The organism is Pseudoxanthomonas mexicana, assembly GCF_046736355.1.
In the GTDB taxonomy this organism is placed as follows: Bacteria; Pseudomonadota; Gammaproteobacteria; order Xanthomonadales; family Xanthomonadaceae; genus Pseudoxanthomonas_A; species Pseudoxanthomonas_A mexicana_B.
This window is the reverse complement of the sequence record NZ_CP157201.1, coordinates 694,900-717,931: the sequence shown is the minus strand read 5'-3', so window position 1 is coordinate 717,931 and position 23,032 is coordinate 694,900. Positions and strand designations below refer to the sequence as shown.

General features: G+C 65.9%; 18 protein-coding genes, 2 tRNA genes and 2 pseudogenes. 5 read left to right on the top strand and 17 right to left on the bottom strand.

Features of this window, described 5'->3' with window-relative positions; all coding sequences use genetic code 11:
* Window positions 1–29: 29 nt before the first annotated feature.
* The 4 genes from AAG688_RS03065 to AAG688_RS03050 form a co-directional block, all read right to left on the bottom strand.
* A complete protein-coding gene (locus tag AAG688_RS03065) occupies window positions 30–458 on the bottom strand; it encodes a YbaN family protein (RefSeq protein ID WP_411833891.1) in 429 nt (142 codons plus the stop codon).
* A gap of 136 nt (window positions 459–594) precedes the next feature.
* The gene (locus AAG688_RS03060) at window positions 595–2,724 is read right to left on the bottom strand and encodes a S9 family peptidase (protein ID WP_411833890.1); all 2,130 of its coding nucleotides are present in this window, start codon (window positions 2,722–2,724) and stop codon (window positions 595–597) included.
* A 166-nt stretch (window positions 2,725–2,890) separates the two neighbouring features.
* Complete coding sequence (locus AAG688_RS03055) at window positions 2,891–4,984, bottom strand: prolyl oligopeptidase family serine peptidase (RefSeq protein WP_411833889.1); 2,094 nt, start codon at window positions 4,982–4,984, stop codon at window positions 2,891–2,893.
* 77 nt (window positions 4,985–5,061) lie between these two features.
* Window positions 5,062–5,382 (bottom strand): hypothetical protein, encoded by a 321-nt coding sequence (locus AAG688_RS03050; RefSeq protein ID WP_411833888.1) that lies wholly within the window; start codon window positions 5,380–5,382, stop codon window positions 5,062–5,064.
* Between the two features lie 152 nt (window positions 5,383–5,534).
* Here AAG688_RS03050 and AAG688_RS03045 point away from each other — a divergent pair, with 152 nt between their 5' ends.
* Window positions 5,535–6,107 carry a lipocalin family protein gene (locus tag AAG688_RS03045; RefSeq protein ID WP_411833887.1) on the top strand — a complete coding sequence of 191 codons (573 nt, stop codon included), beginning with the start codon at window positions 5,535–5,537 and terminating at the stop codon, window positions 6,105–6,107.
* A gap of 123 nt (window positions 6,108–6,230) precedes the next feature.
* Here the strand turns inward: AAG688_RS03045 and AAG688_RS03040 are convergent, their stop codons facing one another.
* Window positions 6,231–7,199, bottom strand: coding sequence for a helix-turn-helix transcriptional regulator (locus AAG688_RS03040; protein ID WP_411833886.1), 969 nt, complete (start codon window positions 7,197–7,199; stop codon window positions 6,231–6,233).
* A gap of 235 nt (window positions 7,200–7,434) precedes the next feature.
* Here AAG688_RS03040 and AAG688_RS03035 point away from each other — a divergent pair, with 235 nt between their 5' ends.
* On the top strand, window positions 7,435–7,608 hold the full coding sequence (locus tag AAG688_RS03035) for a hypothetical protein (RefSeq protein WP_411833885.1): 174 nt from the start codon (window positions 7,435–7,437) through the stop codon (window positions 7,606–7,608).
* A gap of 128 nt (window positions 7,609–7,736) precedes the next feature.
* Window positions 7,737–8,630 carry a YdiY family protein gene (locus tag AAG688_RS03030; RefSeq protein WP_411833884.1) on the top strand — a complete coding sequence of 298 codons (894 nt, stop codon included), beginning with the start codon at window positions 7,737–7,739 and terminating at the stop codon, window positions 8,628–8,630.
* Between the two features lie 21 nt (window positions 8,631–8,651).
* On the opposite strand, the gene hemC is transcribed toward AAG688_RS03030, so the two are convergent.
* The 10 genes and pseudogenes from hemC to AAG688_RS02980 all read right to left on the bottom strand — a co-directional run bounded on the left by hemC (window position 8,652) and on the right by AAG688_RS02980 (window position 17,925).
* Entirely contained in the window at window positions 8,652–9,563 is a 912-nt protein-coding gene (hemC, locus tag AAG688_RS03025; protein ID WP_411833883.1) for a hydroxymethylbilane synthase, read from the bottom strand.
* A gap of 281 nt (window positions 9,564–9,844) precedes the next feature.
* On the bottom strand, window positions 9,845–10,573 hold the full coding sequence (locus AAG688_RS03020; RefSeq protein WP_411833882.1) for a LytR/AlgR family response regulator transcription factor: 729 nt from the start codon (window positions 10,571–10,573) through the stop codon (window positions 9,845–9,847).
* Window positions 10,574–10,657: 84 nt separating this feature from the next.
* Window positions 10,658–11,338 carry an alpha/beta hydrolase gene (locus AAG688_RS03015; protein ID WP_411833881.1) on the bottom strand — a complete coding sequence of 227 codons (681 nt, stop codon included), beginning with the start codon at window positions 11,336–11,338 and terminating at the stop codon, window positions 10,658–10,660.
* A gap of 112 nt (window positions 11,339–11,450) precedes the next feature.
* Window positions 11,451–11,522, bottom strand: a tRNA-Ile gene (locus AAG688_RS03010).
* 206 nt (window positions 11,523–11,728) lie between these two features.
* Complete coding sequence (locus tag AAG688_RS03005; protein ID WP_411833880.1) at window positions 11,729–11,905, bottom strand: hypothetical protein; 177 nt, start codon at window positions 11,903–11,905, stop codon at window positions 11,729–11,731.
* Between the two features lie 699 nt (window positions 11,906–12,604).
* A complete protein-coding gene (locus AAG688_RS03000; RefSeq protein WP_411833879.1) occupies window positions 12,605–12,961 on the bottom strand; it encodes a hypothetical protein in 357 nt (118 codons plus the stop codon).
* 146 nt (window positions 12,962–13,107) lie between these two features.
* A pseudogene (locus AAG688_RS02995) lies at window positions 13,108–13,333 on the bottom strand (transposase); the annotation flags it as partial.
* A gap of 100 nt (window positions 13,334–13,433) precedes the next feature.
* Window positions 13,434–14,206, bottom strand: a pseudogene (locus AAG688_RS02990) (IS5 family transposase).
* A 423-nt stretch (window positions 14,207–14,629) separates the two neighbouring features.
* Entirely contained in the window at window positions 14,630–16,111 is a 1,482-nt protein-coding gene (locus tag AAG688_RS02985; RefSeq protein WP_411833878.1) for a hypothetical protein, read from the bottom strand.
* 11 nt (window positions 16,112–16,122) lie between these two features.
* Complete coding sequence (locus AAG688_RS02980; protein WP_411833877.1) at window positions 16,123–17,925, bottom strand: hypothetical protein; 1,803 nt, start codon at window positions 17,923–17,925, stop codon at window positions 16,123–16,125.
* 314 nt (window positions 17,926–18,239) lie between these two features.
* On the opposite strand from AAG688_RS02980, the gene AAG688_RS02975 reads away from it, so the two are divergent.
* On the top strand, window positions 18,240–19,676 hold the full coding sequence (locus AAG688_RS02975; RefSeq protein ID WP_411833876.1) for an IS1182 family transposase: 1,437 nt from the start codon (window positions 18,240–18,242) through the stop codon (window positions 19,674–19,676).
* 272 nt (window positions 19,677–19,948) lie between these two features.
* Here AAG688_RS02975 and AAG688_RS02970 read toward each other — a convergent pair.
* Window positions 19,949–20,024, bottom strand: a tRNA-Ile gene (locus AAG688_RS02970).
* A 99-nt stretch (window positions 20,025–20,123) separates the two neighbouring features.
* On the opposite strand from AAG688_RS02970, the gene AAG688_RS02965 reads away from it, so the two are divergent.
* The gene (locus AAG688_RS02965; protein WP_411833875.1) at window positions 20,124–20,333 is read left to right on the top strand and encodes a nitrate reductase cytochrome c-type subunit; all 210 of its coding nucleotides are present in this window, start codon (window positions 20,124–20,126) and stop codon (window positions 20,331–20,333) included.
* Window positions 20,334–20,592: 259 nt separating this feature from the next.
* On the opposite strand, the gene AAG688_RS02960 is transcribed toward AAG688_RS02965, so the two are convergent.
* Entirely contained in the window at window positions 20,593–23,016 is a 2,424-nt protein-coding gene (locus tag AAG688_RS02960) for a prolyl oligopeptidase family serine peptidase (RefSeq protein ID WP_411833874.1), read from the bottom strand.
* Between the last annotated feature and the right edge of the window lie 16 nt (window positions 23,017–23,032).

Here is a 23,032-nt window from a genome sequence, read left to right as displayed (position 1 = left end):
GAGTATAGCCATTGCCGGGTGAACCGGCCTCAGCGCGGCGGTTCCGGGCGCCGCCACAGCCACAGCGCCACCACCGCCATGCAGCCGATCGGCAAGGCCACCATCCAGGCCGCGTGCGAACCGGTCGCCTGCATCACCACCAGCATCAGGACCGCGCTGATCAGCATCATCAGGCTGGCCATCCACTTGGCACGGCGGCTGACCGCGCCGTGCGCCTGCCAGTCGCGGATGGTCGTCCCGAAGCGGGGATGGTGCAGCAGGTAGTGGTGCAGGCGTGCCGAACCGCGCGAGGCGGCGTAGGCGGCGACCAGCACGAAGGGCGTGGTCGGCAGGCCGGGGACGAAGATGCCGGCAATGCCCAGGCCCAGGCTCAGGTAGGCCAGCAGCCACCACAGCCAGCGGAATCGCGAGCGATAGGCGGCCGGGTCGGGCGAAGGCGGGCGTCGGTTCGGTTGCACCCGCGCGTTTTACCGCATCGCAGGTGGACGCGTAAGCACGGGGCGCCGGCCGAGCGCCGCGCGCGGACAACCGGATGCGGCGATGTGGCCGGCCTCCCGCGGCGGCAAGCCGCCGCCGGAAGCCGCGCCGAAGCCCTCAGTGGCCGTCCGCCGGGCCCTTGGCGCCGAGCTGGTCGAGCATGAATGCGTAGTACTCGGCAATCTCGCGGAAGCGGCGGAAGCGGCCGGACTTGCCGCCGTGGCCGGCCTCCATGTTGGTGCGGAACAGCACCGGCAGGTCGCCGCTGTTGAGGTCGCGCAGGCGCGCCACGTACTTGGCCGGCTCCCAGTACTGCACCTGCGAGTCCCACAGGCCGGTGCCGACGAAGATCGCCGGGTAGGCGCGCGGCTTGAGGTTGTCGTAGGGCGAGTAGGCCAGGATGTAGTCGTAGAACTCGCGGTTCTCCGGGTTGCCCCACTCGTCGTACTCGTTGGTGGTCAGCGGGATGCTGGCGTCGAGCATCGTGGTGACCACGTCGACGAACGGCACCTGCGAGACGATCACGCGGTACTTCTCCGGCGCCTGGTTGGTGATCGCGCCCATCAGCAGGCCGCCGGCGCTGCCGCCCATCGCCGCCACGCGATCCTTGGCCGCGTAGCCCTGCGCGACCAGCGCGTCGGTGACGTCGACGAAGTCGTTGAAGGTGTTCTGCTTCTTCAGCAGCTTGCCGTCCTCGTACCAGGCGCGGCCCATCTCCTGGCCGCCGCGGATGTGGGCGATGGCGTAGACCATGCCGCGATCGAGCAGGCTGACCACCGAGCCGTTGAAGCCTGGGTCCATCGAGATGCCGTAGCTGCCGTAGGCGTATTGCAGCATCGCCGCGCTGCCGTCCTTGCGGAAGCCCTTGCGGTAGACCAGCGACACCGGCACCTTGGCGCCGTCGCGCGCATCCACCCAGACCCGCTCGGTGACGTATTGCGAAGGGTCGTAGCCGATCACCGGCTGCTGCTTGAGCAGGCGGCGCTCGCCGGTGAGGATGTTCAGTTCATAGACGGTGGCCGGCGTGGTCATCGAGGTGTAGCTGTAGCGCAGCCACGGCGTATCCGGCTCGGGATTGACGTCCAGGCCCATCGAGTAGGCCGGCTCGTCGGCCTTGACGTGCTCCTGGCTGCCGTCGGCCCTGATCACGCGGATGCGCTCCAGCCCCTGCGAACGCTCGGCCACCACGGTGAAGCCGTCGAACAGCCCGAAGCCCTCGATGAACACCGCCTCGTCGTGCGCCAGCCAGTCGCGCCACTGCGCGCGCGAGGTCGCGTCGCTGGGCGCGGTGGCGATCTTGAAGTTCCTGGCGCCGTCGTTGGTGCGGATCACCCAGCGGCCGCCGTGGTGGTCGGCGTCGTACTCGACGTCGCGCTCGCGCGCGGCCAGCACGGTGAACGCGCCGGGCTGCGCGGCCGGCGTGTAGCGCAGTTCGGAGGAGACCGTGCTGCCCACCTCGATGGTGATGAAGCGATCGTCGCGGGTGCGGCCGACGCCCATGTAGAAGCTGTCGTCCTTCTCCTCGTAGACCAGCTCGTCCTGCTCGACCGGGGTGCCGAGTACGTGCTTCTTCACCCGCACGGTCAGCAGCGTCTCCGGATCGTTCTCGACGTAGAAGACGGTGCGGTTGTCGTCGGCCCAGACGATGTTGGGCGACACGCCGGCGATGCGGTCCGGATACAGCTCGCCGGTCTCCAGGTTCCTGAAGCGGATGACGTACTGGCGGCGGCCGACGTCGTCCTCGGCGTAGGCGAGGATGCGGTTGTCCTGGCTGATCTCGCGGTCGCCGACGTTGTAGTAGCCCTTGCCCTCGGCCAGCACGTTGACGTCGAGCAGGAGCTGCTCCGGCGCGTCCATGCTGCCCTGCCGGCGCGCGTGGATGGGGTAGTCCTTGCCGGTCTCGAAGCGGGTGTAATACCACCAGCCGCGCAGCCGGTACGGCACGCTGGCGTCGTCCTGCTTGATGCGGCCGACGATCTCTTCGTACAGCTTTTCCTGCAACGGCCGCAGCGGCGCCATCACCGCATCGACGTAGGCGTTCTCGGCCTCGAGGTAGGCCAGCATCGCCTTGTCCTCGCGCTTGTCGTCGCGCAGCCAGTAGTACTCGTCGCCGCGCTCGGCGCCGTGCGGGGCCTTGACCGTGTGGGGTTTCCTGGCCGCGTCGGGCGGGGTGGCGGGAGCGGCGGATGCGTCGAGGGAAGCGGTCATCAGGAAGGTGGCTGCGAGCAGGAGGGAAGTCGGCTTCATGGATGGGGTCCGGGGTGGCGGGATGCAATGGCTCGCGGAATCCGTGCCCTCCCCCGCTTGCGGGGGAGGGTTGGGTGGGGGCAAGGCGACTTCGCTCGGGTTCTGCGCTTGCCCCCATCCGCCCTACGGGCACCTTCCCCCGCAGGCGGGGGAAGGGAGTGCGGGTTTACTTCGCCAACTGCTGCCAGAGGAAGGTATAGGCCAGCGCGCTCATGTGCGCGGCCTGCGCGTTGTTGGCCGCGCCGCCGTGGCCGCCTTCGATGTTCTCGTAGTAGCGCACGTCCTTGCCGGCCTCGGACATCAGCGCGTGCATCTTGCGCGCGTGCGCCGGGTGCACGCGGTCGTCGCGCGTGGAGGTCATGAACAGGGTCGGCGGATAGTCCTTGTTCGCGTCGAACAGGTGGTACGGCGAGAACTTCTGGATGAACGCCCAGTCGGCGGTGTCGGGATTGCCGTACTCGGCCATCCACGAGGCGCCGGCCAGCAGGTGGCTGTAGCGCTTCATGTCCAGCAGCGGCACCTGCACGACGACCGCGCCGAACAGCTGCGGGTACTGGGTCAGCATGTTGCCGGTCAGCAGGCCGCCGTTGCTGCCGCCCTGGATGCCCAGGTGCCTGGGCGAGGTGACCTTGCGCGCGATCAGGTCCTGCGCGACCGCGGCGAAGTCCTCGTAGGCCTTGTGGCGGTTGGCCTTGAGCGCGGCCTGGTGCCAGCGCGGGCCGTACTCGCCGCCGCCGCGGATGTTGGCCACCGCGTAGACGCCGCCCTTCTCCAGCCAGCCCTTGCCGACGCCGCCGGAATAGCCCGGGGTCAGCGAGATCTCGAAGCCGCCGTAGCCGTACAGCAGGGTCGGGGTGCTGCCGTCGAGCTTGAGATCCTTCGAGCGGACCAGGAAGTAGGGCACCTTGGTGCCGTCCTTGCTGGTGGCGAAGTGCTGCTCGATGACCTTGCCGCTGGCGTCGAAGAATACCGGCATCGACTTGAGCTGCTCGGGCTGCTTGCCGATCTCGGCCAGCGACAGCGTGGTCGGGGTCAGGTAGTCGGTGACGGTCAGCCACACCGCGTCGCTCTCGTCGGCGTCGACCGCGCCCACGCCAATCGTGCCGAACGCCGGCGCGCCGGCGAAGGCGCTCTTCTTCCAGCCGCCCTCGCCCGGGGTGAGCACGCTGAGGCGGTTCTTGACGTCCTCCAGCACGTTGAGCACCAGGTGGTTCTTCGTCCACGCGAAGCTGGACAGCGAGGTCTTGTCGGTCGGCTCGAACAGCACGTCGAACTCGCGCTTGCCGGCCATGTAGTCGTCGAACTTCGCCGCCAGCAGCGAGCCGGCCTGGTAAGTCCTGCCGCCCACGGTCCACGGCTCGCGCAGCTCCAGCGTCAGCCACTGGCGCTGCACGCCCTTGTTGGCCGAGTTGGGCGCGTCGATGCGGGTCAGCCTGCCGTCGGCGCCGCGCAGGTACAGCTCGTCGTTGTAGAAGGCCAGCGTGCGGCTGACGAAATCGCGCTCGTAGCCGGGCGTGTCGTCGCGCATCGCGGCGATGTACATGTCCTCCGGCTTGCCCTCGTAGACCAAGGTGGCCGAGGCCAGCGGCGTGCCGCGCTTCCACTCCTTGACGATGCGCGGGTAGCCGGAGCTGGTCATCGAGCCCGGGCCGAAGTCGGTGAACACGTAAACGGTGTCGGCATCCTTCCAGCCCAGCCCGCCCTTGGCCTCGGGACGGTAGAAGCCGTCGGCGAGGAAGGTCTTGGTGGTCAGGTCGAACTCGCGGGTCTCGTTGGCGTCGGCGCCGCCGCGCGACAGCGCGATCAGGCAGCGGGTGTAGTCGGGCCGGCGGCAGTTGGCGCCGTGCCAGACCCAGTTCTTGCCCTCGGCCTTGTTGAGCGCGTCCAGGTCGAGCACGGTTTCCCACTGCGGCTGCGGCTTGCGGTATTCGTCCAGCGTGGTGCGCCGCCACAGGCCGCGCTCGTGCTGCTTGTCCTTCCAGAAGTTGTAGTAGTACTCGCCGATCTTCTGCACGCCGGGGATCTTGGCGTCGGAGTCGAGGATGGCGCGGATGTCCGCCTCCAGCCGCTTGAACTCGGGGGTGGCGGCGATTTCCGCCTCGGCCCTGGCGTTCTGCGCCTTGATCCACTCCAGTTGCTTGGTGCCCTCGACGTCTTCGAGCCAGGCGTAGGGATCGGGCATGGCGTCCTCCTGGGCGTGGGCGGTGGCGCCGGCTACGGCGAGACCGGCCATCAGGCAGGCTTGGGCGAGCTTGGGCATTGCGTGCGACTCCGGTATTGCAGGCATGGACCTGCCACGCTAGCACAGCTCCCCACCCCGGCCTGATGTGCCGAAGGTCAGGCCGCCCGCAGGCGCCGCCGCGGTAGCGCCTGCCGCCGGCGCCACGGCGCGGCGGCGACGCGGCGCGGCCGGATCGCCGGGCGCGCCGGCAGCATCGGCCAAGCCGGCAGGCGGAAGCGGTGCAGCGCCCACCAGGCCGCCGCCGGCATGCCGACCAGCCACAGCGGCAGCCAGCCCAGCAGCGGATGCGGGCCGCGCGCGAACGGCAGCAGCAGGACCAGCGCGATTCCGGTCAGCAGCAGCGCGCACAGGATCGGGTCGAATGGATGGGCCGCGAGTTGAGGCCAGCGGAAGGAACGGGAAGCCGGGTCGCGCATCTCCAATGCTCCTGCAAGGGTCGGGACGGGCAATCTGCGGGCGCGCCATCTCACCGATTGCGACGTGGCGCACGCGTGCCATGCCTTCTTCCCGCTTTCACCTTTCCATGCCTACCATCGCCGCACGCCATCCGTGCGCCCGGAGTCCCTGCATGACGTCCACCCGCCGTTTCCGCCTGCCGTCGATGGCCCTGCTGCTGGCGCTGCTGGCCGGCTGCGCCACCACGACACACGAGGACGCCGGATCCGGCATCGACCTGGCGCGCTTCATGGGCCGCTGGCACGTCATCGCGCACATCCCCTACTTCGCCGAGCGCGGCCACGTGGCGAGCCGGCAGGAATACACGCTGCAGGACGACCGCAGGATCGGCGTGCGCTACGTCTACCAGGAAGGCTTCGCCGAACCGGCGCAGGTGCGCGAGGCGCGCGCCAAGGTCCAGTCGGGCACCGGCAACCGCGAATGGTCGCTGCGCTTCTACGGCGTCATCCCGGCGCGGTTCCGCATCCTGGAGGTGGCGCCGGACTACAGCTGGGCGCTGATCGACTATCCCGGCCGCGACATGGGCTGGATCTACGCGCGCGAGCCGTTGATGGACGATGCGCTGTACCAGCGGCTGGTGATGAGGATGCGCGACCACGGCATCAACGCGCGCCAACTGGTGCGGGTGCCGCAGGCGCCGGATCAGGTCGGCCGCGAGGGTTTCGCCGAACCGAAGGAGCCGTGACGGCCCCGCCCGCATCCGTGGGAGCGACGTGAGTCGCGACCTGGGCTTCACAACCGATAGCGACAGCAGTCGCGACTCACGTCGCTCCCACGGGGCAGTCGAGGCAGGGCGCGGTCGGCGGCGCTATTTCCCGTAGTTGGACAGCGCCAGCTCCAGCAGCGACTTGGCCTGCTCGCGCAGCACCGCCGGCTCGACGATCTCGGCGTCGGCGCCGTAGTGCAAGATGTCCATCAGCAGTTCGCGCGAGACGCTGTAGGGCACCTTGAGCTCGTAGCGGCCGTCGGGCAGCCAGCGGCCCTGCTGGCGCGAGTGCCACTGCTCGTCGGCCACCCAGCGCGCGGCCTTGGCGCTGAACATGATGGTCGCCCAGCCCTTGGGCTCGCCGGAGAAGATGCCGTAGCTCGACGCCAGGTGCTGGTTGAGTTCTTCATGGCCCAGATCGCGCGCCGGCTCGTCGAGCGCGCGCGCGGCGCTGATGCGATCGACGGCGAAGCTGCGCAGCCCCTGCCGCTCGTGATCCCAGGCGTCGAGGTACCAGTTGTCGCGGTAGTGGGTGATGCGCTGCGGCGAGACCGTGCGGCGGGTGCGCTCGTCGGTGGAGCGGGCGCGGTATTCGAACTGGAGTTGGCGGCGCTCCAGCACCGCAGAGGCCACCGTGCGGAAGCTCGCCTCGTCCAGCCGGCGGCCGCGGTGCGGGATCACCCGCACCCGGTCCATCGGCCACTGCGAGACGCCGGCGTGCTCGGCCAGCAGTCCCTCGATGCGCTTCTGCAACGGCGCCAGCGCGCCGGACAGCACGCCGCCGCCGGTGCGCACCAGCAGTTGCTGCGCGGCCAACAGCGCGTACAGCTCTTCCGAGCTGAGCCACAGGCCCGGCAGTTCGAAGCGCTCGCTCTCGCCGGCGGCGTAGCGGAACCCGGCCTCGCCGTCGCCCTCGACCGGCGCCATCAGTGCGTCGCGCAGGTAGGCCAGGTCGCGGTAGACGGTGGCGCGCGAGCAGCCCAGTTCCTCCTGCAGGCGCTTGACCGTGACCGGGTAGCGGGCGGCCTTGAGCAGGCGGTGCAGCGCGGTGATGCGTTCGATCTTGTCCATGCGCGCGATTATGGCCGAGCGGTGGCCGTTTTCACCGTGACGGCTGCGTTGTCATCGATACGGCCCGCCGCGACGGCTCGGGCCCGTGCGATGCCTGGCATGCGGACGAGCCCACTCTCTCCCCGCCGCCTGCCCCCAGCGCACGGACCCGAGCCGTTTCCACGCATAACCGGCCTCTAACGCGCCCTGCCCCATCCTGCCGCGCCCTTCGGCGGCGGCGGCGGCGGCGGCGGGCATGGGCGAGCGCATCAGGGACGATGGCCACGTGGCATGGGCGGTGGTGCTGGCCGTGCACGCCTGCCTGCGGGGACTGCTGCTGAGCGGGCGCAATCCGCCGCCCGGCGCGGCCGGCGTGGAAGACGCACCGCGACTGCGCGTGCGCTGGCTGCCGCGCGAGACGGCAAACTGAATCCCACCTTAGAGGTAGGGTTTTGGTAGCAGGGAAAAGATGAATCCAAACAACCACTTGGCTTGAGCGCAAGGGAGCCGGCGGCTATCCTGAAACCGTTTCCGGATTCGTTGCCCTCCGAGGATTGCATGTCCCGCTCCCATGCCCCCCTGCTCCTGGCCGCGCTGCTGGCCGCTCCGCCGGCCTGGGCCGACGCCGGTCCCGTGCAGGACACGAACGCCAAGCAGGCCGCCTTGCCCGCCGCCGCCAAGCAAGCCGGCAAGTCCGTCCAGGCGATCGTCCGGACACCGCAGCGCCGCCAGGTGCCCGAGGCGCAGGTCGCTCCGGTGCAGCCGCAGCCCAAGTGGACCGGCGGCGGCGAACTGGGCGTGGCCTCGGCGCACGGCAACAGCACCACCGAGAGCCTCAACGGCCGCCTCAACCTGCGCTACGCCGACGGCCTGTGGGCGCACAGCCTGGAGGCCTTCGGCCTGCGTGCCAGCGCCGAGTTCGCGCGCACCGGCAGCGATGGCAGCATCACCCACGAGCGCCGCACCACTGCCAACCGCTACACCCTGGGCGGCAACAGCGCCTATTTGATGGACGCGCGCGGCACCATCAACACCGCGCTGCGCCTGGAGCACGACGACTTCGGCACCTACAGCCAGCAGCAGTCGCTCAGCGTCAGCTACGGCAACCGCGTGGTCGACGGCGACAAGGCGCAACTGGACCTGCAGATCGGCCCCGGCTACCGCCGCACCCATGACCGCATCGACGACGAGACCCGCGCCGGCGCCATCGCCCGCGGCCGGCTCGGCCTGAAGTACGCGCTCACTCCCAATGCAGAGATCGTCAACACCCTGCTGATCGAATCCGGCGACTACAACACCTTCGCCCAGAACGACCTGGGCGTGTCGGTGACGATGAACTCGCACCTGGCGCTGAAGGCCGGCTGGCAGGCCCGCCACAACAGCAACGTCGACGAAGACCGCAAGAAGACCGACACGCTGACCACGATGAACGTGGTCTACAAGTTCAAGTAAGGCGCAGGCCGGCGCGCCGGCTCAACCCCGCAGCAGTTCGCCCGCGCCCTGCGCCAGCAGCGTCCCGGCGACCCGGCGGCCAAGCGCTTCGGCATCGGTGGCGGCCGCGACGGCCTCGGCGCGGACCAGGCGGCCATCGGCGGCCGAGCCGACCAGCCCCTGCAAGCGCAGATCCTCGCCTTCGTATTGCGCCAGCGCCGCCACCGGCACGTGGCAACTGCCGTGCAGCGCGCGGTTCATCGCCCGCTCGGCCTCGACGCAACGCCGCGTCGTCGGGTGGTCCAGCCCGGACAGCAGGGCCAACAATGGCGCGTCGTCGTTGCGGCATTCGATCGCCACCGCGCCCTGCGCCGGTGCCGGCAGCCAGCGCGGCGCATCCAGCCGCGCGCGGATGCGATCGTCGAAGCCGAGCCGCTGCAAGCCGGCGCAGGCCAGCACGATGGCGTCGTACTCGCCGGCGTCGAGCCTGGCCAGCCGGGTGTTGACGTTGCCACGCAGGTCGAGCAGCCGCAGGTCCGGCCGCAGCGCGCGCAGCTGCGCCTGCCGCCGCAGCGACGAGGTGCCCACGCGCGCGCCCTGCGGCAGCGCGTCCACGTCGGCATGCAGGTTGGAGACGAACGCGTCGGCATGGTCGGCGCGCTGCAGGATGGCCGGCAGCGCGAACGGCGCCTCCAGCTCCATCGGCACGTCCTTGAGCGAATGCACCGCGCAGTCGGCCTCGCCGCGCAGCATCGCCAGTTCCAGTTCCTTCAGGAACAGGCCCTTGCCGCCGATCGCGGCCAGCGAGCGGTCCAGCACCTCGTCGCCGCGCGTGCTCATCGGCACCAGTTGCACCGACAGCCCCGGGTGCGCGGCGCGCAGCAGGGCGGCGACGTGTTCGCTCTGCCACAGGGCGAGCGGGCTCTTGCGGGTGGCGATGCGCAGGGTGTCCATCGCGGCATTATCGCCGATGGAACCGGGAAACAACGTAGAGCGGAGCTTGCTCCGCTGCTCTTCGACGCTGGAGCCAACCTGGCCAGGCAAGCTCGGCCCTACAACCACAGGCCCGGCGATACCGCGCGACCCTCCTGTAGAGCGGAGCTTGCTCCGCTGCCGTCGAACCGGCACGCATCAGGCAAGCGCCCCCCGGCGCCGGCATTGCCACCCCGGGCAGGGCGTCCAACCTGCCGGATTCCCACCTTCAGGGGGACGACGATGCCTTGCCCAGGAGTTCCCTAGAGGTTCTTCACCGTCTCGCGCAGGCCGGCCACGCAGCGGCGGCTGACCTCCAGCGGCTCCTTGCCGTGGCGCAGGATGGCCTGCACGTGGCCGTCGCCGACGCGCCGCAGCTCGACCAGTTCGTGCCGCGCCACCAGGCAGTTGCGGTGGATGCGCACGAAGCGGTTGCCGAACTCCTCCTCCAGCGACTTCAGCGATTCCTCGATCAGATCCTCGCCGCGCACGTGGTGGACGACGACGTACTTCTCCTCGGCCTGCAGGTAGTGCACTTCCTCGATCGGGATCAGCCGCAGGCTGCCGCGCAGGCGCGCGCACAGGTGGGTGCGCGCCTGCCGGCTGGGCGCCGGCGCGGCGCTCTCGCGGCCGGCGACGAAGGCGCGCGCGCGCTCCAGCGCCGCGGCCAGCCGCTCGGGCCGGATCGGCTTCATCAGGTAGTCGATGGCCGCGGCCTCGAAGGCCGACAGCGCGTGCGCGTCGTAGGCGGTGCAGAACACCACCGCCGGCCGCGGCTCGAACGCGGCCAGGTGGCGCGCCGCCTCCAGCCCGTCCACCCCGGGCATGGCGATGTCCAGCAGGACCAGGTCGGGGCGGTGCTCGGCGCAGGCCTGCAACGCGGCCAGCCCGTTGTCCGCCTCGGCGACCAGTTCGACGCCCGCCTGCGCGGACAGCAGTTCGCGCAGGCGCTCGCGCGCCAGCGGCTCGTCATCGGCGATGACCACCTTCATCGTGGGGCTTCCTCCAGAATGACCACGCGCAGGGGATGGCCGCATGGTAGCGCCAGTCCCGGGCCGGATCATCCGGTTTGCCGCTCAGTCCCCGAAGCGGCGCCCCATCCAGTCGGCGAGGTGGGCGATTTCCTCGCCGCAGACCTGGTGCGCCATCGGGTAGGAATGCCATTCCAGCGCGAAGCCCAGCGAGCGCAGGATCTGCGCGCTGCGCTCGGCATGGACCTGCGGGATGACCGGATCGGCCTGCCCGTGGGCCATGAAGATCGGCTGCGCGGTGGCCGCCTGCGCCAGCGAGGCCGCCGCCGCGTCGGCGCCGGGCAGGTAGGTGGACAGCGCGATCAGGCCGGCCAGCGGCGTGGCGCGGCGCAGGCCCGCCGCCAGCGCGATCGCCCCGCCCTGCGAGAAGCCGGCCAGCAGCAGCCGTTCCGGCGCGATGCCGCGCGCCTGCTCGCGCGCGATCAGCGCCTCGACCTGGACGATCGATTGCTCCACGCCCTCGCCGTCGGCGCGGGTCGGGAAATCCATGCCGACGATGTCGTACCAGGCGCGCATGCGCACGCCGTTGTTGATGGTCACCGCGCGCACCGGCGCGTGCGGGAACACGAAGCGCAGCGCCGGCCATTGCGGGCGCACCAGCTCGGGCACGATCGGCGCGAAGTCGTGGCCATCGGCGCCCAGTCCATGCAGCCACAGCACCGCCCATTGCGGCGACGGGCCGGTCTCGATCTCGTGGGTCTGCAGCAGTTCTTGGCTATCGCTCATGCCGGCATTGTCGCCGCTGCCGGGCATCGGCGCCACCGGGCATGCTACCCGCGTCCTTGCCGATGCCTTGACTGCGATCCATCGAAGGATTCGGCTGGACAGACCTAGGCGCTTGTCCCACCAGGACTCGAACCTGGAACCGGATTATGAGTCCTGCTCTAACCATTGAGCTATAGGCCCGACAAGGCTTTCAGGCAGATTGATGTGATGTCCGGTGCAATTTTGGTGTAGCACTGCCACCCGAGAGTCGGTCTTGGAGGGTCGCCATCGCGTCCCGCATGGAAGCGGCATGAGTATAGCGTCCGGCCATCGCCCGCGTCTTCCAGCCCCCATCGCCTGGATGGTCGCGGCATCGAGCCCAGCATGCGCGGCGTTCGTCGCTGCGGTATGTCACATCGTGTGCGACGTCACGTGCTTGGCAATGCGGGCACGCTCCACACAGCGAGCGAAGATGGAGTTCATCTGATACACCCTGCCCGACTCCGCGCGCGACGAACTGAAGATCAGATCGTCTGCATGGCGATCGACAGTGAGGCCAGCCAAGTAGTCGGCGAGGATCTGCGGCATTGGCTGCTCTCGCCGACCGGCCTTGTCCTGTCCTATCCACAAGATCCGGCGATCGACTTCGCATCCCGCACGCGCAGATTGAGGATCTGACTATGCCGTAGACCGGTGTAGAGCGCGATCATGATGAAGGGGTGCGCATGGTCGGACTGGTTGTTCTGCACCGAGCATAGAAGTCGTTGCGACTCCGCGGACGTCAGGTAAACCAGCTTGCCTCCGGTTCGCGCTGGCGGACCAGCAGCGGGGCCGAGGCCAGCAGGCGCCGCCGGGCGCATTGTGTTGAGCATATGGAGCAGCGCGGAGCGTTCGCGGTTGATCGTACCCGGGCTGGCGCCTTCCCCTTTCCGCATGGCCACATACGCGAGCCAGTCGTCGTCAGTGAGGCACGCGATCTGCTTGTTCCCGAGGTGCGCCTGCTGGCCGGTTCGGACGAGCGCCCGCGGTCACCGCGCCGGTGCTCGAACGCGGCGACGTGGAGGCGTGGCGGCTTCAGGTGCTCCCGGAAACGCATCTCTTTCGCCTTGATGTTCTTGCCGTCGTGCTTGCGCAGGTACCGGAGTAGCTGGATTCGTTCACAGATGTTTCCTCGCGGATGGGTAGGCGTAGGGAAATCCCCGATGGCGTGCCGGCGAGGCTGTGCGAACATGTCCTTCTATAGATGCACAGTCGACCTCGGGACAACCGATCCACATGAGTCTTGCCCTAATCATCCTCCTTGTGGGGGTAGCCTTCGCGCTCTACTGCTTTGTCTCTGCCAACAGGGAGGAAGATGAAGCGGCGAGGGTGGTGGCGCAGTGGGAAAAGCTGCCGACCGTCGAGCAATACCTTGAGAGCATGGCAGGAAAGGCCCGGGGGTGCCGCTGCTCGAAGTGCGGATCGAACAGCATGCGCAACCGCGGTCTCTTCAGCTCTACAGATGCCCGGCGTCAGTTCAACTGCAACCACTGCGGGATGGTGCTCTACCGCAATACGGTTAGATAGCAGATCGCCAAGATGCTGAACCCTGAAGATAAGAAGCACATGGAAGGCATGGCCTACGTCGCCGAAGCCTTTATCCATGATGGATCAGTCATAGGATAACGAGCGCCATCCTGTGTAATTCCGGTGTAACGATGTCGGAAAAGAGATCAATGTCCAGACGATTCGCGGCAACGCCAGAGATGATAAAGCCGCCGAAAATCAGCGATTTCAGCAAGAATCGGTGACTAGAGCGTGTTAGAACTTTGAAGAATCGTAGCGGCATTGTCGAGCATCAAGATTGTGAAGACGACGAAGTGCAGCCCTGCCAAGGTCTCGAGTAGTCGATCGTAGTCCTGGGCCAATCTCCGGAAGCGATTGACCCAGCCGAAGCTGCTCGACCACCCAGCGCTTGGGAAGCAGCACGAATCCCTTCTTCGCTTCCGGCAGCTTGATCACCTGCAGGTCAATGCCTTCGCCCATCGAAGTGCCTGAAGCCAGCGTTGGGTCTGCTGATAGACCGCTTCCCACGGCGAAAAGTCATTGGGGAGCAGGCGCTAGGTTGTATCGATATTCAATTCACCCACAGGCGTATGGATGCCAGGTAGAGGAAGGCAAGGAAGTGGGAGGGTTTACGGTCGAAGCGCGTGGCGATCCGGCGGAACTGCTTGAGCTTGGCAAAGCAGCGTTCGATACGATTGCGTAGCCGGTAACGCGTCTTGTCGTAGGGACGCGGTTGCTGACAACTGCGCGGCGGGATCACCGGCTCGGCATCGTGCGACTGGATCAGCGCCACCAGTTCCCGGCTGTCATAGCCTTTGTCGGCCAGGATGTACTTCGGCTTGAACCCGGCCAGCAGGGCCGGGGCCTGCGTGATGTCATTGCGTTCTCCACCGGTCAGGAGGAACCGCACGGGCCGGCCCTGACCATCGACCGCCATGTGGATCTTCGTGCTCAGGCCTCCTCGGGAACGCCCCAGAGCCGAGTCCGCAGCCCCCCTTTTCCGGTCGCCGCCTGTGCGTGCGCTCGGACAATGCTGCTGTCGATCATCAGGTACTCGTTACTTCGATCCCGGGTCAGACTCTGGAACACTTGTTCCCAGATGCCTTTGGCCGCCCAACGGGTGAAGCGTTTATGCACGCTCTTGTGTGTCCCATACCGCGGCGGCAGGTCACTCCAGCGGGCCCCGGAGCGCAACACCCACAGCACGCCGTTGACGAAGATCCGGTTGTCGGCGGCGGTACGGCCGGGGTCACCGGCTTTGCCGGGGAGCAGATCTTCGATCCGCTCCCACTGGGTCTGGCTCAATTCGTATCGGCTGGGCCGTGCATGCTTGGTCTTCGACATCTGCCGAAGATAACGGCTGAATGTCGATTCGGCCTAGGGCAGCTCGGTCCGGCTAACAAGCCAACTTATAACAGGATCCACAGACAACGCGGGCGAAGCTGCGCTGCCTTCGCACACCCTCCTGCGAGTGCGTATTCATAGGGTGAACCGACCGCAACCACTCCACACCCGCGGCATGATCATCCCTCACCCAGTCTCAGGTAAACGCCCCTGGAGTGGATCGCTTACGGTGCCACGGTCGCCCGTTCTTCATTGCGTACACCCATCGGGACGGACGCTTCTTCTTATCCAACGATAGTCCGACGGGTTCGTTGTTCAAAATACACGCTCGATAGTGGTCTCCCACGTGCGCACTCCGGGCTACAGCACCCCGCCAGAACCCGCTCCCTACAATCTGGCATGCGACGCTCTCGACCCTATCTATCAAGGCCTCTGATTGGAACTCGTGGCGGGCGGCACTCCGGTTGGCGCATTAGGTGTCGTTGGGGCGCCGGGTGCCGTTCCAGTTGGCGCATTGGGAACAGCTGGGGTCACCTGCGCCTCCTTCGGATTGCTCGCAAGCGCGTTACCGCCAGGAAACGCCAGCCTACTCAGCTTTACCGTGTCGCCCGCAAGCGTGGCCGCCCAGTAGCCCGCATTCAGGGGCTTGCCATTGCCATCCCGCAAGTAATAAGTGAGCTCCGCCGTGGAAACCGGCCTGACTTTCTCGCTGCGGAACATTGCCGACGACGTCATGACGCCATCCTCGACGGCAAGGCTGTAAGTTAGTCGCGCCAGTCCTTTGACAGGGACCTGCGCCAAGTGCGCCGGGAAGACGTTCTTGTCAATCAGCGCTTGCTGCCCCCACACAAGGGCCTCTGAAACCCCCTTCATGTCTGTACCGAGCAGGGCCTTCGCCGAGTCATAAGCCGCCTTGTGCTGATCCAGCATTAGTTTGATGGCGTTCTGTTTCAGCATCTCCAGCTGCGGCGCCTGCAGCCTCGAATCCTTCTGACCGTCCGTGAGGTCCTTGCTCGCCTTGATCTCCGCGATTTCAGCTGCAAGCCGCGCCGTCTCGGTTTTGTACTTAGCCTCCTTCGCGTCATAAATCTGAAGGAACATGGCCATTCTTTCGATACCATTGGAAAGCACCTCGGCGGCACTCAATCGCAGGCGTTCCTCCATGTTGACCTCTACACGCTCACGGCACCGCACGGAGAGTTGTTGTTCGAAGAACGCAGCGCGATCGGCGCTGCCGAAGGTCATGGAGTGATCGGTCCGAAACAGCTTGCTGAAGGATTCAATCCCGCCGCCAAGATACTGCGCTACTGCCAGCCCTCCCCCGATGGCGCTTAAGGCTGACTGCAAGTTGACGCCACCACTCAAATCCGCATAGCCCTGGTCGGCCGCGCTCGTGAGGGCAATGAACAGAGCGACATCGCGCGCGCCGGCCTGTACCTTCTGCTCGTAGTCGTTCGGAGCCAAGAAGGCCTTCTGAGTACCAAGATCCACCAAGATCTGCGCACACGCCTTCCCGCTGAGGTCACTGACCAGCTTTAGGCCGCTTGCCTTCATGGACAACGGAGTCGCTTGCGCCGACACAAAGGTTACTTTCCCCTCCTTTCCTGCCGCCGCTGTAAGACCCTTAGATTTGAGCACGTCGGCGAGCAGGAAATCAGACTCTAGTCGCACTTTCCTCAAAGCCAGCTCAGCCTCAAGCTCCTCTTTCCTGGAGGTCGCATTGTCTGCGGAGGACGCATTTCGACTGCTCTGAGTAGCGGCCAGCTGATCGTAATATTCCTTCTCCCGCTTCAGTCGCTCCGTCTGCTTGACGAGCTCGTCGTCAGTCAGCGAGCTCACCTGAGCCATGGCGCACGATGAACTGCAGGCCAGAACAAAACCGGAAACTGCGACCGCGAGCTTCATCCCCTTCTCCTTCATTGTTTATCAGCTTCAAACAGCTTGTCTTCGTTCAATCCGTACTTCTGCAGCACGGTCCCTGGTCCAGCAGATTTGAGGCCTTGCAGAAACTGCTTCTGCCGCTGATTCCACAGCAGTCGTGCATAGGGCGTCATCGGAATGGCTTGGCGCTCCCCATGGATGGCTTCACGCGCTGCCATGAGCCACGTCACACGCGGGGTTGAGAAACTGGTGCCACAACGCTTCGCATCCAGCCGCCCGGAAAAGGCCACACCCAGCAGCTCGATTCCGCCGGAATCATCGAATACGTTGCTAGCGCAAGGACCGGCTATGCCATCCGAGTTTAGGACTGCGACGACATCTCTGTTGGTGGCGGCACGGGAAGCGAGTTGCAACTCATTGGCGAGAAAATCCGATCCGACCCCGGCCACGCCGCCGTTTCCGACGGCGGCGAACTTCCAGCCATACGGGCTCTCCACTAAGTACACAGGCAGCTGCAGTTTCAGCGTCGTCCATGACAGTGAGAGCGCATGAGGCTCGCCGGTAACGGTCGAATAGGCATCCAGAACCAAGGCGACAGCCTCGATGAGGCTTCTGTCCGATGGAATGGACGCCGCCGCCAGCGTGCCGAAGGCTACCGGTCGATAGTCAAACACCTGACGGTTGCCCATCATGATCTGATCGACGACGATCATCGCAATCTGCTTGGAGCCGGCGATGGCCTTGCTTTTCTGTCCGGGCACCGGCTTTACGATCTTGATCATCTCCGCTAGATAAAGCAGCTCTTTCAGCAATGGAGTGATCCCATGCTGGGTGGCGGCCAATGGAAGATAGATCACCCTGATGCGTTGTGCCTCATCGAGCTTGATGAGTGGCCTCAACGTTTCCTTGATCTGGGACGAATGCATCCTCAGATCCGGATACAGCGTGTACCTTGGCGTCTCTTCGGGAAAGCTACTGGCAAGCCCCTTCACATCTTCAATGTAGGGCGAATCCCCCAGAAAATACTTGGCCCGTACGGTGGTAGAAAGAGAAACGACGAAATCTCTTGTTCGCGCGTATTCCTCATTGTCAGGAATGGAGTCATCCATGACGATGATCACGGGATTCACCCCATTCGCACTCCCCTTGAGTCCGGCACGAATTCGCTCTGCCACTTCGGTGCGCACTGGAGCCGCCAGACTCGCTCCCTCAGACGAGCCTGCGAATCCGAACTCTACTTTCATTTCACCGCTTGCACCCTGCTCATAGCCATCTGCAAGCTCGTATTTGTACAACTCACTCGCAGGAATGCTGAAGTACTGGATCTCTGTTTGCGCGGCGCCCTCTTCCGCAACGCCAAGAGAACCATAGGAGGTCGAATCGAGCATAGACTGCGAGATGTCCACACGCACGCCCTGGCTGAGGCGCGATGTCGCCGTCATCGGCACGACGGGCACTATTAGTTCCTGGCCTGCCACCACCTCGTCGGCGTTCTTGAGTGCATTGAGCTCGACGATTCTCGAGATCATGCGCTCGTACATGACGGGCGTCCAAGTGCTGCTGATTTTGAATTTCCGGTGCAGCTGACCGGATACCGTGTCACCCTGTGAGAGCCGTATGGTGCGCGAGGGAGAACTATCGACGAGTTTCCTCGCCTGCTCCGCGCTGAAGTCGCTACTGTTGAAGTTGCTTGGAACGCGCCGCCACATCACAACCATCGCTTCGCCTGTTGATGGCGTCGCCGCTTCCGCAATGGGGTCGTCACCCATATCCACCCCAAAGACGGAGCCGCTGAGCAGCACCACAAGACCGCCGACGAGATACGATTTCCGCTGCACGATTCCCTCCCTTGGGAGCCGTCTCGCTTGCGTTTCCAAGCGCTGGCTTCTCCAAGCAACGGAGGCGACCCCGTTCTTCGGCCACCCTTTACTCTAGAAGTACCGAAGTACAGGTTTCAGTAGGCTCGAAGCAACGGCGCCAAGCAAACCGCGCCTACGGACACCGCCCGCCTTTTGTCCCGGACCAATCTTGCTTGGGCTGACCCGTTAGGGCTCTGCTTCATTTCGGCGTTTAATGTCCGCTTCGGGTCGAGGCTGTGTGAAAACTCACTCCCTGCTGGCAAGATCTGAGCACCAGCCGGTTGGTGGGCAGCATGAAGCGATTCGTTGATGCAGTCGATCGTTCCCAGGGGCTCCTGCTCCCTGATCGGCTTGAAGATTACGTCCACGAAGACAACCCGGTGCGGGTGGTCGATGCCTTCGTCGAAGCCCTGGATCTGAGCTTGCTTGGCTTCGAGGCCGCCAATCGCGCCGCGGCTGGGCGGCCGGCGTACCACCCGGCCGCGTTGCTCAAGATCTACATCTACGGATATCTCAATCGCATCCAGTCCAGCCGGCGTCTGGAGCGTGAAGCGCAACGGAACCTTGAACTGATCTGGCTGACCGGGCGGCTGGCGCCGGACTTCAAGACCATCGCCGACTTCCGCAAGGACAACGGCAGTGCGATCAGGGCGGTGTGCAGCCAGTTCATCGTATTGTGCCGGAAGATGAAGGTCTTCTCGCATGCAGTCGTCGCGATCGACGGCAGCAAGCTCAAGGCGGTGAACAGCCGGGATCGCAACTTCACGGCTGGCAAGGTCAAGGCGCGCCAGAAGCAGTTGGAAGAGAGCGTTGCCCGCTACCTGGCCGAGCTGGATCGGGCGGATCGTGATCCCACCTTGTTACCGGAGGGGCGCGTTCTCCATCTGAAGGATAAGCTGGCGAAGCTACGCCAGCAGATGGAGAAGCTCGATGCCATCGAGCAGCAGCTTCAGGATGCACCGGATCACCAGATCTCGTTGACCGATCCGGACGCGCGGTCAATGGCAACCAGCGGGCGCGGCACGGGTACGGTGGGCTACAACGTGCAGGCGGCGGTCGATGCCGAACATCACTTGATCGTCGCGCATGATGTCACGAATACCGGTCACGACCGTGCCGAACTCTCGGCCATGGCAAGGAAGGCCAAGGACGCACTCGGTGCCGGACACATGACGGCGCTGGCCGACCGCGGCTACTTCAACGCTCCGGAGATACTGGCGTGCGAGCAGGCGAGCATCATCCCGCTGGTTCCCAAGCCCCTGACATCGAACAGCAAGGCAGAAGGCCGGTTCGACAAGCGGGACTTCGTATACGATCCGACGATGGATGAGTACGAATGCCCGGCGGGCGAGCGGGCAATCCATCGCTTCGCAGCCGAAGAGAATGGGCTGACACTGCACAAGTACTGGTCATCTGCCTGCCCCGACTGCCCAATACGGGCGCGGTGCACCACCGCTCGCTACCGGCGGATCACGCGGTGGGAGCATGAGCACGTCCTTGAGAGGATGCAGATGCTGCTCGATGCCAGGCCACAGGCAGCTGTCGCGCGGCGACAGACGGTGGAACATGTCTTCGGCACGCTCAAGGCTTGGCTCGGCACCACGCCATTACTGACCAAGACCCTTCCGAAGGTGAAAACGGAGATCAGCCTGGCAGTGCTGGCTTACAACATGAAGCGGATGATCAAGATCATGGGGCCGCAAAGGATGTTGCAGGCTATCGCGGCCTGAAGATCACAAATACTTGCCGTGCTGCCGGCTGCTCGAGGTATGTCAGCGGCCGCTGGAAGGTTGCCGGCAACGGGTTTTTACACAGCCTCGGTCGACAGCCCCCCCACAGCCCAACCTCAGGGCCACACCTTTGGTTGGCCATTTGGGCCACTGAGAAATCGACCTCGAAATGCCACTCTCGCCTGCGGAGAGAACCCTGCCCGCACACACCGCAGTCATTTCCCTGGGAACTTGCTGGATTCTGGCTACCTTGCGGTTTGCAGCTGACTGATTGGTGGGCCCACCAGGACTCGAACCTGGAACCAAAGGATTATGAGTCCTCTGCTCTGACCATTGAGCTATAGGCCCGCGGGGCGGATTGTACTGGACCGGCGAGGGGTAGCTTCAGGGCTGGCGCGCAGCAACACGGTCACCTTTCAGGCACTGCTGGTCAGCTTGACCCACTACATGAACCGCGAAGACCAGTTCCTCGCCATCATCTCGCCGCGCCGCTACTTCTGCAACCAGTGCCACATCGTGCAGACCAACGCGCAGCCGCACGCGCTAGAAGTTCCTCGACAATCGGCTGGAACTGGCGATGCACGAATGGGACCGGTTCAAGGCCAACGACTCGCTGGAATGCCGCAAACCGCCACGACCACACCTCGATGGACCTGACTTGGCAGGCATCGCGCACGGCCCACCGGACGGCGCCACCGCCTCTCAATGCCAAAGAACAGCCCCGGCCAGAGCCGGGGCAAGGGAGGGAGGGAGACCTCGCGCATGAAGGTGCAAGGCGCCGATTGCCATATTTCACCGAGCGCCCTCCACCATTGCCGCAAGGCGTGTCGCTGTGGCGCCCAGAATAGGCCCAGCGTAGTGCACAGGCGCCGGGACTTCTTCTTCCGCAGACTACGGCGCGGACCTCGCTGCAACGTCAGCGATGCCTATTTTCCGTTTCACCGAGACCGGCAGAACTCTGCACAAGATGCCTGCGAAGGAACTCGACCATCCGGCGGCTGGCATCGGCGGCATGGGCAACTGACCACTCACTGATGACATGCCCCTCGCCCGGATAGATCGCTAGTTGCGCTGGCCTGTTCATCCGCCGCAGGCCCACGAACAGGCGCTTGGACTCCTCGAAACCGACGGCGTTGTCCTTCTCGCCGGCGATGATCAGCATCGGGGTGTGGATGCGGTCGATCCGATAATAGGGGGAGTTGGTGATGTAGCGCTGGATGTTTTCCCACGGCGGCTCGCCCATCCGTCCCTGCCCCTTCTCAGCCCAATGGGTCATGAAGCTGCTGCCGCGGCCGTCCATGCCGCCATAGAAGCCGGCAAGGTCGAAGGTGCCGTTGACCGGAATCGCGGCGCGGAACAGGTTGGTCGTGCTGACCACCGCGGCGGTGCTGTAGCCACCATAGGACTGACCGCTCACTGCCAGCCGTCCGATATCGATGTAACCCGCGTTCGCCAGCGCGTAGACCTGCGGCAGCAGGGCGTCGGTAATGTCCTGCGCCGGATGCGCCGGCTCCCCCATTTCGGACAGGCGTATGTCGGCCATCACCACCGCGAACCCGCGGCTCGTGAAGACCTGATTCGGGACCGTGTTGCCCACTCCCCCGCCGTACTGGGTCGCGCTCGTGGACAGGTCGGAACCGGAGTAGACCATCACCACCGCCGGCAGCCTGTCGCCCGCCTTCGCCCCCTGCGGCAGCAGGAGCGTGGTGCGCACCTTCTGCAAGCGACCGTCATGCAGGGGCACCAGGTTCTCGACAACTTCGACACGGGCCGAGGCCAGCCCCTGCGCGCGCGGTTCGATCATCGACACGCGGCGCGCGCGCCCGAGATTGGCGCCGTAGCGGTACAGGTCCGGCGGCTTGGCGAGATCCTCGTAGACGGCATGCAGCTGGCGATGGTCGCCGCCGGAACCGAAGTGGCGGAGCCGATGCAGGCCAACGTCGACCTGTCGCGCCTGTCCCGTGTCCAGCGCAATCCGGTACAGGGCCTCGTGGCCGGTCACGCGATCGCGCAGTTGCACGGTCAGATGGCGCGGATCGGGCTGCCAGATCACGTCCTCGTTCGCGAGCACAAGGCCTAGGAACTGCCACCGCGCTGTATCCGGCAGCGCCAGCCGCATGGGTTCGCCGCCGTCGACCGGCACCACAGCGAGTGCGCCGGGCACCCGATCGCGGCCTTTCCCCTGCGGTTCGATGCCCACGACCAGCGAGCGGCCGTCGCGCGTGAAATACAGCACTGAGGCCAGCGGCTCGCCCAGCGTCTCGGCTAGACGCCGGGGCGATCCGGGGCCGTCCTGGCCGAAATCCACCCGCCACATGGCCTTGCCGTGCAGGTATACCAGCCGATCTTGGCCCGGCTGCCAGCGGTAGTCCAGCTCCATGCTGTTATTGGCCGACACCAGCCCCTCGACCAGCACCGAGGGCTTGCCGCCGGCGGCAGGTACGAAAGCCAGGCTGCGCAAAGGCGCCGAGGGATTGCTGGCCGGCAGCGAGGCATAGCTGAGCCAGCGCCCCGAGGGCGAAACCTTCAGCGTGGTCGGCCGCGGCTCGGTGCGCGCGTCCACCCGCATGCGGACCTTGCCTGTTCCGGCATCGACGGCCACGAGGGAGGCGTTGTAGTTCGACAGGATGAACGGGCCTAGGTCGACGGAGCCGGTAGCACCCTCGCCATCCCTGGCCTCGCTTCCGCTGCGGAAGACCCGCGCCGGCGCGCTACCGTCCTCCTTGCCACCCACGTCGGCTGTGGCGAACGCCATCGGGTTGATCGCGTCCGACATTTCCAGCGGCGGGTCCGGGCGCAGCGGCACGTAGACGGTTCGCCCGTCCGGCGACCAGCGCGGCTGGTAGCCGGTGAACATGCTCGCGCGGATCACCGCAGCCTCGGTCCGCCGGCAGGTGCCATCCCCGAGTTCTTGGATCCACAGCTCGGGACGGCCGTGCTCGTCCGAATAGAATCCCAGCCGCCGCCCGTCCGGCGACCAGGACGGGTTCCACTGGTTCCCGCGGCCGCCGCAGATGAGTGTCGACCCCGACGGCTCCCCGTCCCCGGACACGTGGATCCGCGCCCCGATCGCATCGACCGGGGTTCCATTTGGCAGGAAACGCACCGATTGCAACCGCACGTCCGGCGGAGTCACGACCACATAGGCGACGCGGCCGCCGTCCGGCGACACGACCGGCGGGTCGCCGCTGCGCAGCTTGCGCATGTCGAACGCGAGTTCATACGGGTAAGTTCCCGGCAGATCGGCGGCCGCCTCGTCCGCCACCGCCGCAAGCGCGATCGCGGGCATCAGGCAGCCCACCAGCACGGCGACGGCCAACAGCGACAGCCAGCGTTGCATGGTTCGCCTGCGGCTC

Excerpts from the sequence above, each read along its gene's own strand:
- AAG688_RS03060 (WP_411833890.1), bottom strand. The coding sequence starts at position 2,724 with ATGAAGCCGACTTCCCTCCTGCTCGCAGCCACCTTCCTGATGACCGCT.
- AAG688_RS03055 (WP_411833889.1), bottom strand. The coding sequence starts at position 4,984 with ATGCCCAAGCTCGCCCAAGCCTGCCTGATGGCCGGTCTCGCCGTAGCC.
- AAG688_RS03050 (WP_411833888.1), bottom strand. The coding sequence starts at position 5,382 with ATGCGCGACCCGGCTTCCCGTTCCTTCCGCTGGCCTCAACTCGCGGCC.
- AAG688_RS03045 (WP_411833887.1), top strand. The coding sequence starts at position 5,535 with ATGACGTCCACCCGCCGTTTCCGCCTGCCGTCGATGGCCCTGCTGCTG.
- AAG688_RS03040 (WP_411833886.1), bottom strand. The coding sequence starts at position 7,199 with ATGGACAAGATCGAACGCATCACCGCGCTGCACCGCCTGCTCAAGGCC.
- AAG688_RS03035 (WP_411833885.1), top strand. The coding sequence starts at position 7,435 with ATGGGCGAGCGCATCAGGGACGATGGCCACGTGGCATGGGCGGTGGTG.
- AAG688_RS03030 (WP_411833884.1), top strand. The coding sequence starts at position 7,737 with ATGTCCCGCTCCCATGCCCCCCTGCTCCTGGCCGCGCTGCTGGCCGCT.
- hemC (WP_411833883.1), bottom strand. The coding sequence starts at position 9,563 with ATGGACACCCTGCGCATCGCCACCCGCAAGAGCCCGCTCGCCCTGTGG.
- AAG688_RS03020 (WP_411833882.1), bottom strand. The coding sequence starts at position 10,573 with ATGAAGGTGGTCATCGCCGATGACGAGCCGCTGGCGCGCGAGCGCCTG.
- AAG688_RS03015 (WP_411833881.1), bottom strand. The coding sequence starts at position 11,338 with ATGAGCGATAGCCAAGAACTGCTGCAGACCCACGAGATCGAGACCGGC.
- AAG688_RS03005 (WP_411833880.1), bottom strand. The coding sequence starts at position 11,905 with ATGCCGCAGATCCTCGCCGACTACTTGGCTGGCCTCACTGTCGATCGC.
- AAG688_RS03000 (WP_411833879.1), bottom strand. The coding sequence starts at position 12,961 with ATGGATAAAGGCTTCGGCGACGTAGGCCATGCCTTCCATGTGCTTCTT.
- AAG688_RS02985 (WP_411833878.1), bottom strand. The coding sequence starts at position 16,111 with ATGAAGCTCGCGGTCGCAGTTTCCGGTTTTGTTCTGGCCTGCAGTTCA.
- AAG688_RS02975 (WP_411833876.1), top strand. The coding sequence starts at position 18,240 with ATGAAGCGATTCGTTGATGCAGTCGATCGTTCCCAGGGGCTCCTGCTC.
- AAG688_RS02965 (WP_411833875.1), top strand. The coding sequence starts at position 20,124 with ATGAACCGCGAAGACCAGTTCCTCGCCATCATCTCGCCGCGCCGCTAC.
- AAG688_RS02960 (WP_411833874.1), bottom strand. The coding sequence starts at position 23,016 with ATGCAACGCTGGCTGTCGCTGTTGGCCGTCGCCGTGCTGGTGGGCTGC.